The organism is Mesorhizobium sp. M7A.F.Ca.MR.148.00.0.0, from assembly GCF_003997735.1.
Taxonomy (GTDB): domain Bacteria; phylum Pseudomonadota; class Alphaproteobacteria; order Rhizobiales; family Rhizobiaceae; genus Mesorhizobium.
The window spans coordinates 21,224-35,006 of sequence record NZ_RZTB01000058.1; the positions used below are offsets into that span (position 1 = coordinate 21,224).

The window sequence follows — 13,783 nt, forward strand, 5'->3', positions numbered from 1 at the left end:
GCGTAGAGAGGGACTAAAAGACCGCAATGGAAAAAGGCCGTATCCTGCTTGCCGTCACCGGCTTTCATCCGCAGCGCTGGCGCGAGCTCCTGTCGGCCGAACGCGAGGTGGTGCTGGAGCCCGACGGCGCCAGCGACCCGTCGATCACCTATGCCGTGGTGTGGAAGCAGAAGCCGAACCTGTTGTCGTCGCTGCCCAATCTGCGCGCCATCTTTTCGATCGGCGCCGGCGTCGATCATATCTTCGCCGATCCCGGCCTGCCCGATGTGCCGATCGTCAAGGTCGTCGCCGACAACCTCACCCAGTACATGACCGAATATGTCGTCTGGCGGGTTCTCGATCATCACCGCCAGGGCCTGCTCTACCGGTCGCAGCAGCCGAAGAAGATCTGGCACGAGCCGCAGCAGAGGCCTGCCGGTGACATTTCGGTCGGCATCATGGGCCTCGGCAGTCTCGGCCGGGCCGCGGCATCGGTGCTTTTGTCGCTTGGCTTTGCCGTCAATGGCTGGTCGCGCACCGACAAGGCCATGGAAGGCGTCGCGACCTATTCCGGCGAGGCTGGACTGATCCCCTTCCTCAAGGCCACCGACATCCTGGTGGTGCTTTTGCCGCTGACGCCGGAGACCAAGGGCATTATCAACTACGGCGTGCTGAAGGAACTGCGGAAACGCAACGGTCTCGGCGGCTCGGTGCTGATCAATGCCGGGCGCGGCCGCCTGCAGAAGGATGCCGACATTTTGCGGGCGCTGGATGACGGCACGGTGAAGGAGGCAAGCCTCGACGTGTTCGAGGTCGAACCGCTGCCGAAGACCAGTCCGCTGTGGGGACATCCAAAAGTGTTCGTGACGCCACACGCGGCAGCGACCTCCGATCCGGTGCATCTGGCGCCGATCATGCTGCGCCAGATGGACGCCTTCGAACGCGGCGAAAAGCTCGACAATCTGGTGGACCGCAAGGCGGGGTATTAGCTAGCCGGGCAGAGCGAGCTTCTTCTGTTTGTCCGGCTGGCCGCAGTCGCGTCGGTCGATCGACCGGTTCATGGCATCGATCTCACCGCTCGCCTTGTCGGTATCGCGCTTGGCTTTGGAGCGCATGTCAGGCGTGAACGGGCCGAAGCCCATCGCCGGATTGGAGAAGGTCGGCTTGGCCTTCGTCGGCAGGTTGTATTGCTGCGCCAAGCCGTTGCGCTGCGCCAGCAACTGGTCGCACGGCACGGTGTCGTATTGCAGGGAGGACTGGACGTTCGCATCCTGCTGTTCCGACATCGACGTGCCGCCGACACAGCCGGCGGTCAGCAGGCAAGAGGCCAAGATCATCATGTTCCAGCGCATCGGCTATGCTCCTCCTGATATCCCGCCCTGATGCGAGCAGATCGCAAATATCAGTCGCGCATGCAAATCGGACTTTTTCACAGCAAGATTGTTTGCGATGCGGCGAGGCCGCCCCTCCGCCGGCGCGTGGCTGACGGAGCATCAAACGAAAAACCCGCCTGCGCGGCGGGTCACTGGCGGAAATCAGCACCATGAGCGAAAATGTACCATAGCTGAGGGCAGGGTGTCAAGAAAAAATTCCTATCTCTGCTGGCAAAAGCTGCGGACATCACGGAACCGGCTGTCGTCAGGTCCTTTGTCGGGCTGAGTTCGGAGCCTTGGCCACAACGACCAACCCGTTGACCTGTTCCCCACGATCCTGCCGGATGACGGTTGGCTCCAGTGACAGGACCGAAAGCCCGTTGGCGGCCAGGACGTCGCGCACATAGTGTTGCGCATGCGCATAGCGGCGCGACGGCAGCAGCGCGAAATCGCCATCGCCAGCCAGCGTCTCGACGGAAAACGCGAACAGACCGTCCATGGCCAGCAAGCCGGCAATCGCCTTCACCACGCCGTCCAGCGCGCCGACATAGATGAAAACATCGGCCACCGTCACCAGATCGGCTTTCGGACCGGCATAGGGAAAATCCCGCAGATCGGCCTTGTCGAGGAAATCGTAGACGCCCTTGGACCGCGCCTTTCTCAGCATTTTGGCCGAAATATCATAGCCCTCCAGCCGGTCGGCGATCGGCCGCAGCCTCTGCCCCATCAGGCCGGTGCCGCAGCCGAGATCGAGCGCCAGCGCGAAGCGGCCCGGCCTTGCCGCTCGAATGGCCTGGTCGAGCATCCCGGGCAGCCGGTACCCCAGCCTGCCGACCAGGGACTCGTCGAAGCTCTCGGCATAATGGTCGAACAGTGTCTCGACGAAGGCGCTGGGGAGCGCGTCGAGCGCCGGCGCCTTGCCGATCAATTGAAGGTTCAGCGCAGCGCCCTGACGATCCGATGGGTCGAGTTGCAGCGACATCGTCCAGGCCTGTGCGGCCAGATCCGCCGCGCCCGCCGCCTGCTGCATCTCGCCGAGGCGAAACCAGCCCATCGCCCATTGCGGTGTCATTTCCAGCGCGCCGAGCAGCAATTCCGCCGCCGCCGCATGGTCCCCGTCCGCGTGCAGCATCTCGGCATAGTCGGCACGACGATCGGCGTTCAAGTCGCCGGACGAGGCCTGAAGCGGTTTCATGGCGATGGGTCCTGCCGGCGGATCGAGCCGGCGGTGCTCTATGCGGGAGTCAGCAGTGACTTACAACAGGCTTCCCGCCGCGGAATTATATCCTATCTTGGAGATCATGCGCGCCAGCGACCTGCTTCATCCCCGGCCCGAGGGCCTCTATTGCCCGCCGGGCGATTTCTTCATCGACCCGGTCCGGCCGGTCGACCGGGCATTGATCACGCATGGCCATTCCGACCATGCGCGTTCCGGCCACCGCTCGGTGCTGGCGACGCGGCAAACGCTCGACATTATGGGCCTGCGCTACGGTGAGAATTTCGCTGGCACGACGCAAGCGGCACAACTCGGCGAGACGATAGCACTCAATGGCATCAGCGTCAGCTTCCATCCAGCCGGCCATGTGCTGGGCTCGGCGCAGATATCCGTCGCGCATCAGGGCACGCGCATCGTCGCTTCCGGTGACTACAAGCGGCAGAGGGACGCGACCTGCGCGCCATTCGAGCCGATCCCGTGCGATGTGTTCATCACCGAAGCGACCTTCGGCCTGCCGGTGTTTCGCCATCCGCCCGACACAGAAGAAATCGCCCGCCTGCTGAAATCGGCAGCGCAGTTCCCGGAGCGCTCGCATCTGGTCGGTGCCTATGCGCTGGGCAAGGCGCAAAGGGTGATGCGGCTGTTGCGCGACGCCGGCTACGACAGGCCGCTCTACATCCATGGCGCGCTGGCCAAACTCAGTGAATATTACCAGAGCCAAGGCATCGATCTCGGCACCCTCGAACCGGCGACCGTCGAAAGCGGCGGCAAGGATGATTTTACCGGCGCCATCGTCGTCGGCCCGCCATCGGCCTTCGCCGACCGCTGGGCGCGGCGTTTTCCCGATCCGATCTCATGCTTCGCGTCGGGCTGGATGCGCATTCGCCAGCGCGCCAAGCAAGGCGGCGTCGAGCTGCCGCTGATCATCTCGGACCATGCCGACTGGGATCAGTTGACCGCCACGATCAAGGAGACCGGAGCCGAGGAGATCTGGGTGACGCATGGCCGCGAGGAAGCGCTGGTGCGCTGGTGCGAGCTCGAAGGCATCGCCGCCCGGCCGCTGCATCTGGTCGGCTACGAAGATGAGGGCGATTGAAGCCATGAACCGCTTCGCCGAGCTTCTCGACCGCCTGGTGCTGACGCCGTCGCGCAACGGCAAGCTGACCTTGCTGACCGACTATTTCCGCAGCGTCGAGGATCCCGATCGCGGGCTGGCGCTGGCTGCCATCACCGGCGATCTCCACATCGCCGCGATCAAGCCGGCGATGCTGCGCATGCTGGTCACCGAACGCATGGATCCGGTGCTGTTCGGCTATTCCTACGACTATGTCGGCGATCTCGCCGAAACGGTGTCGCTGGTCTGGCCGCAAACACCCGGGAACATCGCGAACCGCGAGCCGACGCTGGGCGAAGTCGTCGCCAAACTGCAGGCGGCAAGCCGCTCCGACGGACCGAAGGTGCTGGCCGGGCTGCTCGACAGCGCGGGCATCTCGGCGCGCTTCGCCATCATCAAGCTGGTCACCGGCGGCTTGCGCATCGGCATGTCGGCGCGGCTGGCCAAACAGGCGCTGGCCGATTTCGGCAAGGTCGACGTGGCCGAGATCGAGGAACTCTGGCACGGGCTGTCGCCGCCTTACACAGCGCTGTTCGCGTGGCTGGAAGGCAAGGCCGAAAAGCCCAGGAACACGGCGTTGGCATTGTTTCGCCCGGTGATGCTGTCGAACCCGGTCGGTGACGGCGATCTCGAAAAGCTCGATCCGGCGGATTATGCCGCCGAATGGAAATGGGACGGCATCCGTGTCCAGGCGGTGGCCGAGGGCGGCATCCGACGGCTCTATTCGCGCACCGGTGACGATGTTTCCGGCGCCTTTCCGGACCTCGCCGATGCCATGCATTTTTCCGCAACGCTGGACGGCGAACTGCTTGTCGGCGATCCCCGAGAGGCGACGGGAACCTTCTCGGATCTGCAGCAACGGCTGAATCGCAAGACGGTGACACCGAAGATGCAGCAGCAATACCCGGCCTTCATGCGCTGCTACGATCTGCTCCAGGTCGGCGGCGAGGATCTGCGCGCGCTGCCGTTTCGCGAGCGGCGCGACCGGCTGGAAGCGTTTATCGGGACGCTCGACCCGAGCCGTTTCGATCTTTCGCCATTCGTCGACTTCACGGGTTGGCAAACGCTTGAGGAACTACGCCGGGTGCCGCCGCATCCGATCATCGAAGGCGTCATGCTGAAGCGCTGGGACTCAGCCTATGTCGCCGGCCGGCCGAAAGGTCCATGGTTCAAATGGAAACGCGATCCGCACACGGTGGACGCGGTGCTGATGTATGCCCAGCGCGGCCACGGCAAACGCTCGAGCTTCTATTCCGACTATACGTTCGGCGTCTGGACAGGTGCCGAAGGCGAAGAGGAACTGGTGCCGGTCGGCAAGGCCTATTTCGGCTTCACCGACGAGGAGTTGAAGCAGATCGACAAATATGTCCGCGACAACACGATCGAGCGTTTCGGGCCGGTGCGCTCGGTGCGGGCTGACCGCGACAACGGCCTGGTGCTGGAAGTCGCCTTCGAAGGGCTGAACCGCTCGACCCGGCACAAATCCGGCGTTGCCATGCGCTTTCCCCGCATTTCGCGGCTGCGCTGGGACAAGCCGGCCAACGAGGCCGACCGCATCGAGACGCTGCAGGCGCTGCTCGACCGCTAGACCGTTCAGCGCTCTTACGGCTCGATCGAAACGCGGATTTCGTAGATGTCGGCGGCCTTGCCCTGCTTGTCGAAGTCGGAATTGATGGCAATGGTGCCGGCCGAGCCCGGCCGCTTGTCCGGAAACTGCACATCGAACAGATATTCGTTCTGCTGCTGGCCGACCGCATAGCGCTTGCGGCCGCAGTCGCCGAGTTCGCCGAAATTGCAGTCGACCGAAATCTGCGTCTCCTTGCCTTCTTCGGAGCGGGCAATGATGTCGAACACGGCATGTTTGCCGGCCAGTTTCTCCAGCACGCCTTGTCCGACGTCGAAGCTGATCGCCGAACCGGACGCGCCGGAACGAATGCGCAGGAACGAACCGGTATCGTCCTTCATCACCTCGGCCCTGGCGTCCGACGGCGCGCTGACATGCGATGCATCGGCCGGCGAAAACACATTGATCCAGTCGCGCGCCTGGTCCGCGGCGCCGGGTTTTGCCGGACCGCCGTCGGCCGGAGTGAAATCGTCATCCTCGACGGTCGGCGGCGCCTGCGGCGGGGCGGTGTCGAGTTGCGCGGATGTCTTGAACACGCCGGTCTGCACGGCGAAGAACAGGCCGATGCCAACCGCGGCGAGCAGTGTCACGGTCAGGAAGATGGCGGTCAGCGGCAGGCGACGCCCCCTTATTCGCCGTTCATCGCGGTCGGGCGCCACTTCCGTGGTCGCGCCGGCCGAGGCCGGAACCGACATGTCGATGGCCGGAGCATCGGGAAGCGTGGCGTCCGGCATGATGTCGGGAACGACGGGCAGAACGCGGGAGCGCGGCGCATCGGCAGCGGATTGCACGGGTCCGTCGACGACGACGTCGGGGGACGATGCCTGTCGGCCGGTTTCGACCGCGGGCGCCGGGTCCGCTCCGAGTTCGACCGCCGGTGCATCGCCCTGCGGGCCGACATCCGGCACCGCCGGCAGGAACTCGGATTCGATTTCGGTGATATTCGCCTGGATTGCCTTGCGGCGCTTGATGGCGACCTCGACGGTCACACCGGGATTGGCCTGGAGCGCGCGATCGAGCGCGGCAAAAGCCGAGCGATAGACCCGTTCGCGGAACGCGCGGTCCTCGGCATTGCCTTTCTCCAAGGCGTTCCGGATCGCTTTTTCGATCACGTCCAAGCGGGTCCCTCTGTCTTTGCCAACCTTGCCGTGATCGTTAGCCGCAGGCGACCAATCAATCAACGGGCGAGCGGCGCATTCTGCCTCGCAGAGGTGTGCAAAGTCCATTCCGGCGCTGTTCCGGCAACAAAATCAGCATGTTTCGCCGATTTCCAGGCGCAGGGAGCACACGCACCGTGCGCCGCATCCCTTGGCGATTGATTGGCGGACAAGGCGGCGGCCGGCTTCGAGGGTGCCATGGTGCCGCCGCAGGAATTGCCAAGTCGCATCTTGAATTCGCGCCCGGTTGCGTCTATCACCGCCGCATCTTGGAGGCTTAGGCTTCCCGGGCCGCTTTAGCTCAGTTGGTAGAGCACCGCATTCGTAATGCGGGGGTCGCGTGTTCGAGTCACGCAAGCGGCACCATTTCTCCCTTCGTTTCGTCGTCTACCCCTTCGCATCTGGCGCAAAGGATTGCGGCGCCGGCTTGGCAGATCTGCCATTGTCGAGACCCCGGTTTGGTGTGAAACTCATGGCCTCAGCACGGGAGGTCAAAAAATGCCCAACAATTTCAAGACCGGAGACGTCGTCAAGCTGAAATCCGGAGGCCCCAGGATGACGGTCAGCGATGGCGCAGCCTCGGGCATGTATCTGTGCCATTGGTTCAATCGCGAGGGCGAGGTGTGGACCCCGCAACATGCCGGGTTCAAGCCCGAACAACTGATTGCGGCCGACCAGTCGGACTAGAGTTCCTTCCATCTCGAACAGGTCGGGATAGGCACCCTCTGTTGTCCGGGGATGAACGGATCAGCACGTGCGACCGACGGATTTTCCGGGTCGCGGCGTTTAACGGTTGAAGCGCGATGGCGGCACAAGCCGTCTGCGTCGCGCCAACCTGGAGACGCACAGCATGATCCGCCGTTCGATATCAGTCGTTGCCTTAAGTTTGCAGACCGTTGCGGCTTTCGCCCAGGCAACGACGCCGCCTGCACCGCCGACCGCCGCGCCACTTGCCGCGCCAGGCGCTTCGGGGACCAGGTCCGACATCACGCTGGCCAAATTCCAGAAGCGGCGCGAAAAGGCGATCATGGCGGCCGACACGGATGGCGACGGCAAGATCAGCCTGCTGGAATGGGAGGCCTTTCAGACGAAGCGCAACGTCAAGGGCGACGCCGCCAAATCTTTCGCGCGGATCGATTCCAACCATGACGGCTTCATCGATCACGCCGAACTCGATGCATTCTTCGCCAGGCGCTTCGCCCGGCTGGACAAGAATGCCGACGGCATTTTGACGGCCGACGAACTGCCGGGCCACAAAACCGCTCCCAAGCAGGAGCAATGACCAAGAGGCAATGACGCGCGATGAATATCGGGAGTGCGCCGACTGATGGCTGCGGATCCGGACGAGGAGCTGGTTCGCCGTGTTGGCGCCGGCGAGCCGGCAGCCGTGCAAACCCTCGTCGCGCGCAAGCTGCCGCGTATCCTGGCGCTTGCCGTGCGCATGCTCGGCGATGCGGCGGAGGCCGAGGATGTCGCGCAGGAAACCTTCGTGCGGATCTGGCGCCATGCCGCGAGCTGGCGGCGCGGCAATGCGCGCTTCGACAGCTGGATCCACCGGGTGACGCTCAACCTTTGCTACGACCGGCTGCGTCGCAGGCGCGAGTGGGTGACCGGCGACATGCCGGAGATGGTCGACCCCGCGGCACTTCCCGATGCCCCTCGCCAGGAGGAAGCGCTTCGGGTCGAACGGGCGCTGCAAGCCATAGCGCCGCGCCAGCGCGAAGCCATCGTTCTGGTCTACTATCAGGAGATGTCCAATATCGAGGCGGCAGCGACCTTGCAGATCAGCGTCGATGCCCTGGAGAGCCTGCTTGCGCGCGGCCGGCGGTCGCTGCAGGCGATCCTGGCGGGGGATGGCGCCGATGAGTAAGCACCGGGCAAGCACCAACGCACCACGACGGCCATTGCGCCTTGCTGGTGCCGCCCGGCGCTCGGCGCCGACGGGCAAGGGGGCGACACATGGCTGAAGGATCCAGGAACGAACCCGCAATGGATGCCAGGCGCTTTGCCGTCTTGGCCCAGGCCTATGGCGGCGACTTGCGGCGATGGCCCGCGGCTGAGCGAATGGCCGGCACGGTCTTTGCCGCGAGCGGCGCGGGCAAGGCCATCTTGAGGCAGGCCGGAACACTTGACGCGCTGCTCGACAGCTACCGCGTCGACGCCCCGGACAAGGCACTGCACGGCAGCATTCTGCAGGCTGCCGGCCGGCACCTCGTCCAGCGCCGGCGCCAGTGGTTCTGGTGGCTGGGACTTGGACTTGCCGGCATTGGTCTGGCCGGTGCCGTGGCAGGGCTGGCCCTGGTGACCATCGTCACGCCGGAGGTCCAGCCGGACCATTATGTGCTGGATGCCAATGCGACGGCGTTTGGCGATGCCGGCCCCGATGCCGAGAACGGTGAGGAAAACCTATGAGCCCGCGCTGGATCCGTGGTCTGGTTATTGCTTCCGTGGTGCTGAACGTCTTTCTTGCCGGCGCATTCGTCGGCGGTGCGGTCTGGCTGAGAAATGCCAAAACAGGTGTCTCGCTGGAATCGGCCGGCCGACAACTTCCCGACCAGGATCGCAAGGCGTTCCGCGAGGCGCTGCGCCAGGTTCGCGTGCAGTCCCGTCAGATCATTCTGGATGGCCAGCAGGCGAGGCAGGAGGCAGCAGACCTGTTGCAACAGCCTGTCATGGACGAGGCCGCCGTGTCGGCTGCCCTGGAGCGGGCACGCAACGCCGACGCGACGGTTCGCACCCGGCTCGAGCAGGCCATTGTCGACTTCGCGGCGAACACATCACTCGAAAACCGGAGCGTGCTGGCACAGGCATTGCTGCGCCATATGGAACGCCGCGCTGCCGTTGCGCCGAAAAAATCGCCATGACGGCCGACGGAAAAGGCGGGAGACGCCGTTTAACGAAGAGAAGGGACAAGCCTGCCCGATCGCACCGTGCCGGGCGGCCATCTTCAAACTCGAATGCACTCGGAGTCCAATTATGAGTCGCCTGAAAAACTATGCAGCAGCCGCTATCCTGGCGGTCAGTGGAACTGTCGTGACCGCCACCGCGTCCAACGCAATGCCCGTCATGTCTGTAACCCAACCGGCCGCCCCGGCATTGGTCGAGCATGTCCGCTGGGGGTGCGGCATCGGCTGGCACCCGAACCGATGGGGCCGTTGCGTGCCGAACGGCGTCGTCGTCGTGCGCCCGCACTACCATTACTGGCACGCTCCGGTCTATGGCTGGCACCCGCACCATCACTGGCGCCGCTGGCACCATAACTGATCGAAGCACCGCGGGGCCAGGCACCTGGCCCCGCGTCAGCGCCGGCGCACGGGCAATCCTGTCAGCCAGCCCGGAGTTAAGGTTAGCGCCGCTCCAATCCGTGGACGCCCGCTAGATATCTCAGCCGATTGGGTCCGGCCCCAGCGTCGCCACCGTCTTCAGCGCGCCGTCGAGCATGTCGCCCTTCTCGTCCTTCAGCGCCATCTCGCGCAGGCGGCGGATCCAGTCGGCGGCGTCGGCTCGGCCCTTGACCAGGTCGAGCGCCGACAGCACGCGGTCGAATTTCGACTGTGCCCGGACATGGGTGTCGCTGTAGCCCTTGATCAGCCGGCGGCAATTGAGGATCTCGACGGCCAGTGCGTAGTCCTGGGGCACATGGTCGAGAGCCAGCGCGTACCAGCGATCGAGATGCGCGACCTCGACCTTGTGGCGCAGCAGACTGCGGCGCCAGCGGCGCAGGCCGCCGATGAACCACAAAGCGGCAAAGCCGGCAAAATTGTCGGTGCGGATGCGGCGGCCATGATTGATGCGACGATCGAGAAAGGCGGCGAGCTTCGGGCGGCTTTCGATATAGCTTCCCAGCCCCGCCGGCAGCGTGCCGCAGAACTCCTCGATGCGCGGGTGGAAATATTCGGTCACCTGCAGGATCGAGCCGTCCTTGACGCCGACCTCGCGGCGCACGCGTTTGCCGCGCGTCGAACGTGTCTTGAGATCGGCGACACGGATCATGTCGTCGTAGCATAGCGCGTTGGCCAGATGCTTGGCAGCAGCGATCGACAGGCCATAGCCCTGAAGCGGCCCGTCCAGCGCGACGGCCTTGTCCAACCGGTCGAGATACTCGCGCCCATAGGCGATGTCCTGATAGTCGACGACCTTTCTCAAGCCCCGAAGTGCCATGTCGCGTACGGCTACCGGCAACAGGTCGATGCGGGCAGCCAAGGCCTGCCAGCCCTGCAGCAGGTTTTGCGGGCCACTCACCTGTCCTGTGCCCAGGGCAGATTCGACAATCGCGGGCTCAGCCGGCTTCTGCGCCGGTGCTGCCGTGCCGCGCGCGCGGTCAAACGCAGCGCCGAAGGCAGCAAGGCTGGCCTTGACGCCCCGGCCGCCGGCACCGATCGCCTGTTCGTAGCTCTCGCGGGTGAAGGGCAGCGCATCGGACCCCGCTAGCGCGCCAAGCAGGCTGGCCGAGATCATCGAGCCATTGTCGGCTGCGATCTTTTCCATGTCGAAAGCGATGAAGCGCTTCGATGCGGCTTCCGCCGTCGCATGCACCTTGGAGGACGAAGCCCGGCCATCGCCCGGTTCGATCTTTTCCGACACGGCGGCGATGCGGTGCGACGAGGCAATCAGCGTGGTGCGGTCGGGCGTGACGAAGCCGCGAATGATGGCACGGCCGGCTTCCATCAATTCGGCGGCGATCAGGATGTCGACGTCGCCCTGCGACGGCGACAGCGCGAAGACCGGCAGCCGGCCGGTGTCGCGGGCCATCTCGACATAATAGATGGTGGCGCCGGTACGCTGGGCGACACCGGCGACCGAGGTCGATTGCGCAACATAGCCGTTGCGCTCGGCGACATCGGTGATCCAGTCGGCGAGCACGCCACCGCCCTGGCCGCCGACCGCCAGCACGGCGAGCTTGGTGACACGCTCGCTATCCTGAGCGCCGGCGCGGGCGCGAAGTGGGGGGACAGCGTCAAGCATCGGCGAAGGTCAGGCGCCGGCTTTCGCGGCGGCGCTGCAACAGGCTGATGGTGGCCCGGCGCGCGGCTTCCAGGAAGCGATCCCAGCGGCTCGGATTGTGCACGACGTCGGCGCGGTAGAAGGATGGGCAGAGCACCGCCGCATCGGCGACCTCGCCACAATTGCCGCAGCCGACGCAGCTCTGGTCGATATGAGCGACCGGATCGTCGCGCAGCGGATCGTCTGTTGACTTGACCGACAGCGAGGGACAGCCGGACAGCCGCATGCAGGCATGGTCGCCCGTGCAGATATCCTCATCGACACCGAATTTCGGTTTCACGACACGGGTCCCGCCCTTGATCGCCTTGTCGACCAGCGGCTTTTCGCGGCGCTGCCGGTTGAGCATGCATTCGGACGAGGCGACGATGACCTTCGGCCCTTTCTCGTCCGTCGTCAGCGCCTCACGCAGCGTGTCCTGCATCTTGGTCACGTCATAGGTGCGGTCGACATGGCGCAGCCATTTGACGCCCATGCCTTTGACCGCCTCGGTGATCGGATGCTTCGTCGACTTGGTCTTGTTGCCGGCGCGCGATGACAGGATGTCCTGCCCACCCGTGGCCGCCGAGTAAAAATTGTCGACGATGACGATGACGCCGTCGTTCTTGTTGAACACCGCATTGCCGATCGAGGAGGTCAGGCCATTGTGCCAGAAGCCGCCATCGCCGACGAAGGAGATCGAACGGCGCTTGGCATCGGGCGAATTGAAGGCTGAGGCAGAGGCCGGACCCAGGCCATAGCCCATGGTGGTGGCACCGAGCTCGAAGGGCGGCATGATCGAGAACAGATGGCAGCCTATGTCGGAGGCTATGTGGTGCTTGCCGAGCTCCTGCTCGACCAGCTTGGTCGCGGCAAAGATCGGCCGTTCCGGGCAGCCGATGCAGAAGCCCGGCGGACGGCCCGGCACGACGTTGATCAGGTCGGCTGCGTCGACGCCGTCGCCGACCTTGTTGGGCGCTCGCACTTCGCCGGGCAAAAGATGCGGCGCCTCGGCGCGCAGGAAGGCGCCGATGCCGTCAAGCATGACCTGGCCGGTGTATTCGCCGGCCATCGGCAGATGCTCCTTGCCGACCAGCCTGGTGCCGCGACCCGCCTTGTGCAGCATCGAGGCAAAGGCCTGTTCGATGTAGTTGGGCTGGCCTTCCTCGACGACCAGCACCGACAGCTTGCCCTCGCAGAACGACAGGAACTCGTCATCGATCAAGGGATAAACGGCATTGAGCACATAGAGCGGCACATCGGTGTCGCCATAAATGTCGGCAAGGCCGAGCCGCTGCAACGCGCGGATGACCGAATTGTACATGCCACCCTGCATGACGATGCCGACCGAACCATGATCCGAGCCGAAGAACTCGTTGATCTTGTTCTTGGTGATGAAGTCCACCGCCGCCGGCCAGCGCTTCTGCACCTTCTCCTTCTCATGCAGGAAGGAGGCGGGCGGCAGCACGATGCGGCCGGTGTCGCGGCGCGGCGCGTCGAGCGCATCGGCGACCGTCATGTCAGGCCGCTTGTTGTCCTTGGCGATGAAATGGCCATGCACGTGGCAGCAGCGGATGCGCACCTGCAGCATGACCGGCGTGTTGGAAATCTCCGACAGTTCGAAACCGTCCTCCACCGCCTTGACGATCGATGGCAGATTGGGGCGCGGGTCGAGCAGCCAGACCTGGCTTTTCATGGCGAAGGCATGGCTGCGCTCCTGCATGATCGAGGAGCCTTCGCCATAGTCCTCGCCGACAATGATCAACGCGCCGCCGGTGACGCCGCCGGAGGCGAGATTGGCCAGCGCATCGGAGGCGACATTGGTGCCGACCGTCGACTTGAAGGTCGCCGCACCGCGGATCGGATAATGCACCGAGGCGGCCAGCATGGCGGTGGCGGTGGCTTCCGAGGCGCTGGCCTCGAAGTGCACGCCGAGTTCGCCCAGAATGTCCTGCGCGTCGGCCAGCACGTCCATCAGATGACTGATCGGCGCGCCCTGATAGCCGCCGACATAGCCGACGCCGCATTGCAGCAGCGCCTTGGTGATGGCGAGAATGCCTTCGCCTGCAAATTCCTCGCCGGCGCCGAGCCGGAGCTTCTCGACTTCCCTGGCAAAAGACCGTTCGGCCATTTTTTCAATCCTTCCGTTACCGCCCTGCGCTGGCGGCGCGTAGGTCTATCTGCTTGACCTCTTCCGAAAACCGGGATCCACTTTTCGGGGTCATGCTAGATGTCGTGCTTGCGAATGTTCTTCAGCATCTTCAAAAGCGTGGCGATGAGTGCGGAATATTCAGCGTCGTCGATATCGTCGAACATCGCCTCGAACGCGTCATGCATGGC

General features: G+C 64.4%; 14 protein-coding genes, 1 tRNA gene and 1 pseudogene. 10 read left to right on the top strand and 6 right to left on the bottom strand.

Going from position 1 to position 13,783, the window contains the following annotated elements:
- The first annotated feature begins 26 nt into the window (after nucleotides 1–26).
- Complete coding sequence (locus EOB49_RS20485; RefSeq protein WP_127382065.1) at nucleotides 27–968, top strand: glyoxylate/hydroxypyruvate reductase A; 942 nt, start codon at nucleotides 27–29, stop codon at nucleotides 966–968.
- On the opposite strand, the gene EOB49_RS20490 is transcribed toward EOB49_RS20485, so the two are convergent.
- Together EOB49_RS20490 and EOB49_RS20495 are read right to left on the bottom strand one after the other, a co-directional pair.
- The gene (locus EOB49_RS20490; protein ID WP_127382066.1) at nucleotides 969–1,331 is read right to left on the bottom strand and encodes a hypothetical protein; all 363 of its coding nucleotides are present in this window, start codon (nucleotides 1,329–1,331) and stop codon (nucleotides 969–971) included.
- A gap of 286 nt (nucleotides 1,332–1,617) precedes the next feature.
- Nucleotides 1,618–2,547, bottom strand: coding sequence for a methyltransferase domain-containing protein (locus EOB49_RS20495; RefSeq protein ID WP_127382067.1), 930 nt, complete (start codon nucleotides 2,545–2,547; stop codon nucleotides 1,618–1,620).
- A 106-nt stretch (nucleotides 2,548–2,653) separates the two neighbouring features.
- Between EOB49_RS20495 and EOB49_RS20500 the strand changes: the two genes are divergently transcribed.
- Nucleotides 2,654–3,664, top strand: a complete 1,011-nt coding sequence (locus tag EOB49_RS20500; RefSeq protein WP_127382068.1) for a ligase-associated DNA damage response exonuclease — start codon at nucleotides 2,654–2,656, stop codon at nucleotides 3,662–3,664.
- Between the two features lie 4 nt (nucleotides 3,665–3,668).
- Nucleotides 3,669–5,270: a cisplatin damage response ATP-dependent DNA ligase gene (locus tag EOB49_RS20505; protein ID WP_127382078.1), complete on the top strand. Its 1,602-nt coding sequence runs from the start codon at nucleotides 3,669–3,671 to the stop codon at nucleotides 5,268–5,270.
- A gap of 14 nt (nucleotides 5,271–5,284) precedes the next feature.
- Here the strand turns inward: EOB49_RS20505 and EOB49_RS20510 are convergent, their stop codons facing one another.
- On the bottom strand, nucleotides 5,285–6,424 hold the full coding sequence (locus EOB49_RS20510; RefSeq protein WP_164781750.1) for a hypothetical protein: 1,140 nt from the start codon (nucleotides 6,422–6,424) through the stop codon (nucleotides 5,285–5,287).
- Nucleotides 6,425–6,753: 329 nt separating this feature from the next.
- On the opposite strand from EOB49_RS20510, the gene EOB49_RS20515 reads away from it, so the two are divergent.
- The 7 genes from EOB49_RS20515 (at nucleotide 6,754) to EOB49_RS20545 (ending at nucleotide 9,727) form a co-directional block, all read left to right on the top strand.
- Nucleotides 6,754–6,829: transfer RNA gene (locus EOB49_RS20515), tRNA-Thr, on the top strand.
- Nucleotides 6,830–6,961: 132 nt separating this feature from the next.
- Nucleotides 6,962–7,150: a DUF2158 domain-containing protein gene (locus EOB49_RS20520; protein WP_013527958.1), complete on the top strand. Its 189-nt coding sequence runs from the start codon at nucleotides 6,962–6,964 to the stop codon at nucleotides 7,148–7,150.
- A 163-nt stretch (nucleotides 7,151–7,313) separates the two neighbouring features.
- Complete coding sequence (locus EOB49_RS20525; RefSeq protein WP_127382070.1) at nucleotides 7,314–7,745, top strand: acid-shock protein; 432 nt, start codon at nucleotides 7,314–7,316, stop codon at nucleotides 7,743–7,745.
- Between the two features lie 45 nt (nucleotides 7,746–7,790).
- Complete coding sequence (locus tag EOB49_RS20530; protein ID WP_127382071.1) at nucleotides 7,791–8,333, top strand: RNA polymerase sigma factor; 543 nt, start codon at nucleotides 7,791–7,793, stop codon at nucleotides 8,331–8,333.
- Nucleotides 8,334–8,422: 89 nt separating this feature from the next.
- A complete protein-coding gene (locus tag EOB49_RS20535; RefSeq protein ID WP_127382072.1) occupies nucleotides 8,423–8,875 on the top strand; it encodes a hypothetical protein in 453 nt (150 codons plus the stop codon).
- A complete protein-coding gene (locus EOB49_RS20540; protein WP_127382073.1) occupies nucleotides 8,872–9,327 on the top strand; it encodes a periplasmic heavy metal sensor in 456 nt (151 codons plus the stop codon). Before EOB49_RS20535 ends, EOB49_RS20540 begins: the two co-directional genes overlap by 4 nt.
- 112 nt (nucleotides 9,328–9,439) lie before the next feature.
- A complete protein-coding gene (locus tag EOB49_RS20545; protein WP_127382074.1) occupies nucleotides 9,440–9,727 on the top strand; it encodes a hypothetical protein in 288 nt (95 codons plus the stop codon).
- A 120-nt stretch (nucleotides 9,728–9,847) separates the two neighbouring features.
- Here EOB49_RS20545 and EOB49_RS20550 read toward each other — a convergent pair whose 3' ends face one another.
- The 3 genes and pseudogenes from EOB49_RS20550 to EOB49_RS38785 form a co-directional block, all read right to left on the bottom strand.
- Nucleotides 9,848–11,428, bottom strand: a complete 1,581-nt coding sequence (locus EOB49_RS20550) for an indolepyruvate oxidoreductase subunit beta family protein (protein ID WP_127382075.1) — start codon at nucleotides 11,426–11,428, stop codon at nucleotides 9,848–9,850.
- On the bottom strand, nucleotides 11,421–13,574 hold the full coding sequence (locus EOB49_RS20555; protein WP_127382076.1) for an indolepyruvate ferredoxin oxidoreductase subunit alpha: 2,154 nt from the start codon (nucleotides 13,572–13,574) through the stop codon (nucleotides 11,421–11,423). The genes EOB49_RS20550 and EOB49_RS20555 overlap by 8 nt, the downstream gene beginning before the upstream one ends.
- A gap of 95 nt (nucleotides 13,575–13,669) precedes the next feature.
- Nucleotides 13,670–13,783, bottom strand: a pseudogene (locus EOB49_RS38785) (MarR family transcriptional regulator); the annotation flags it as partial.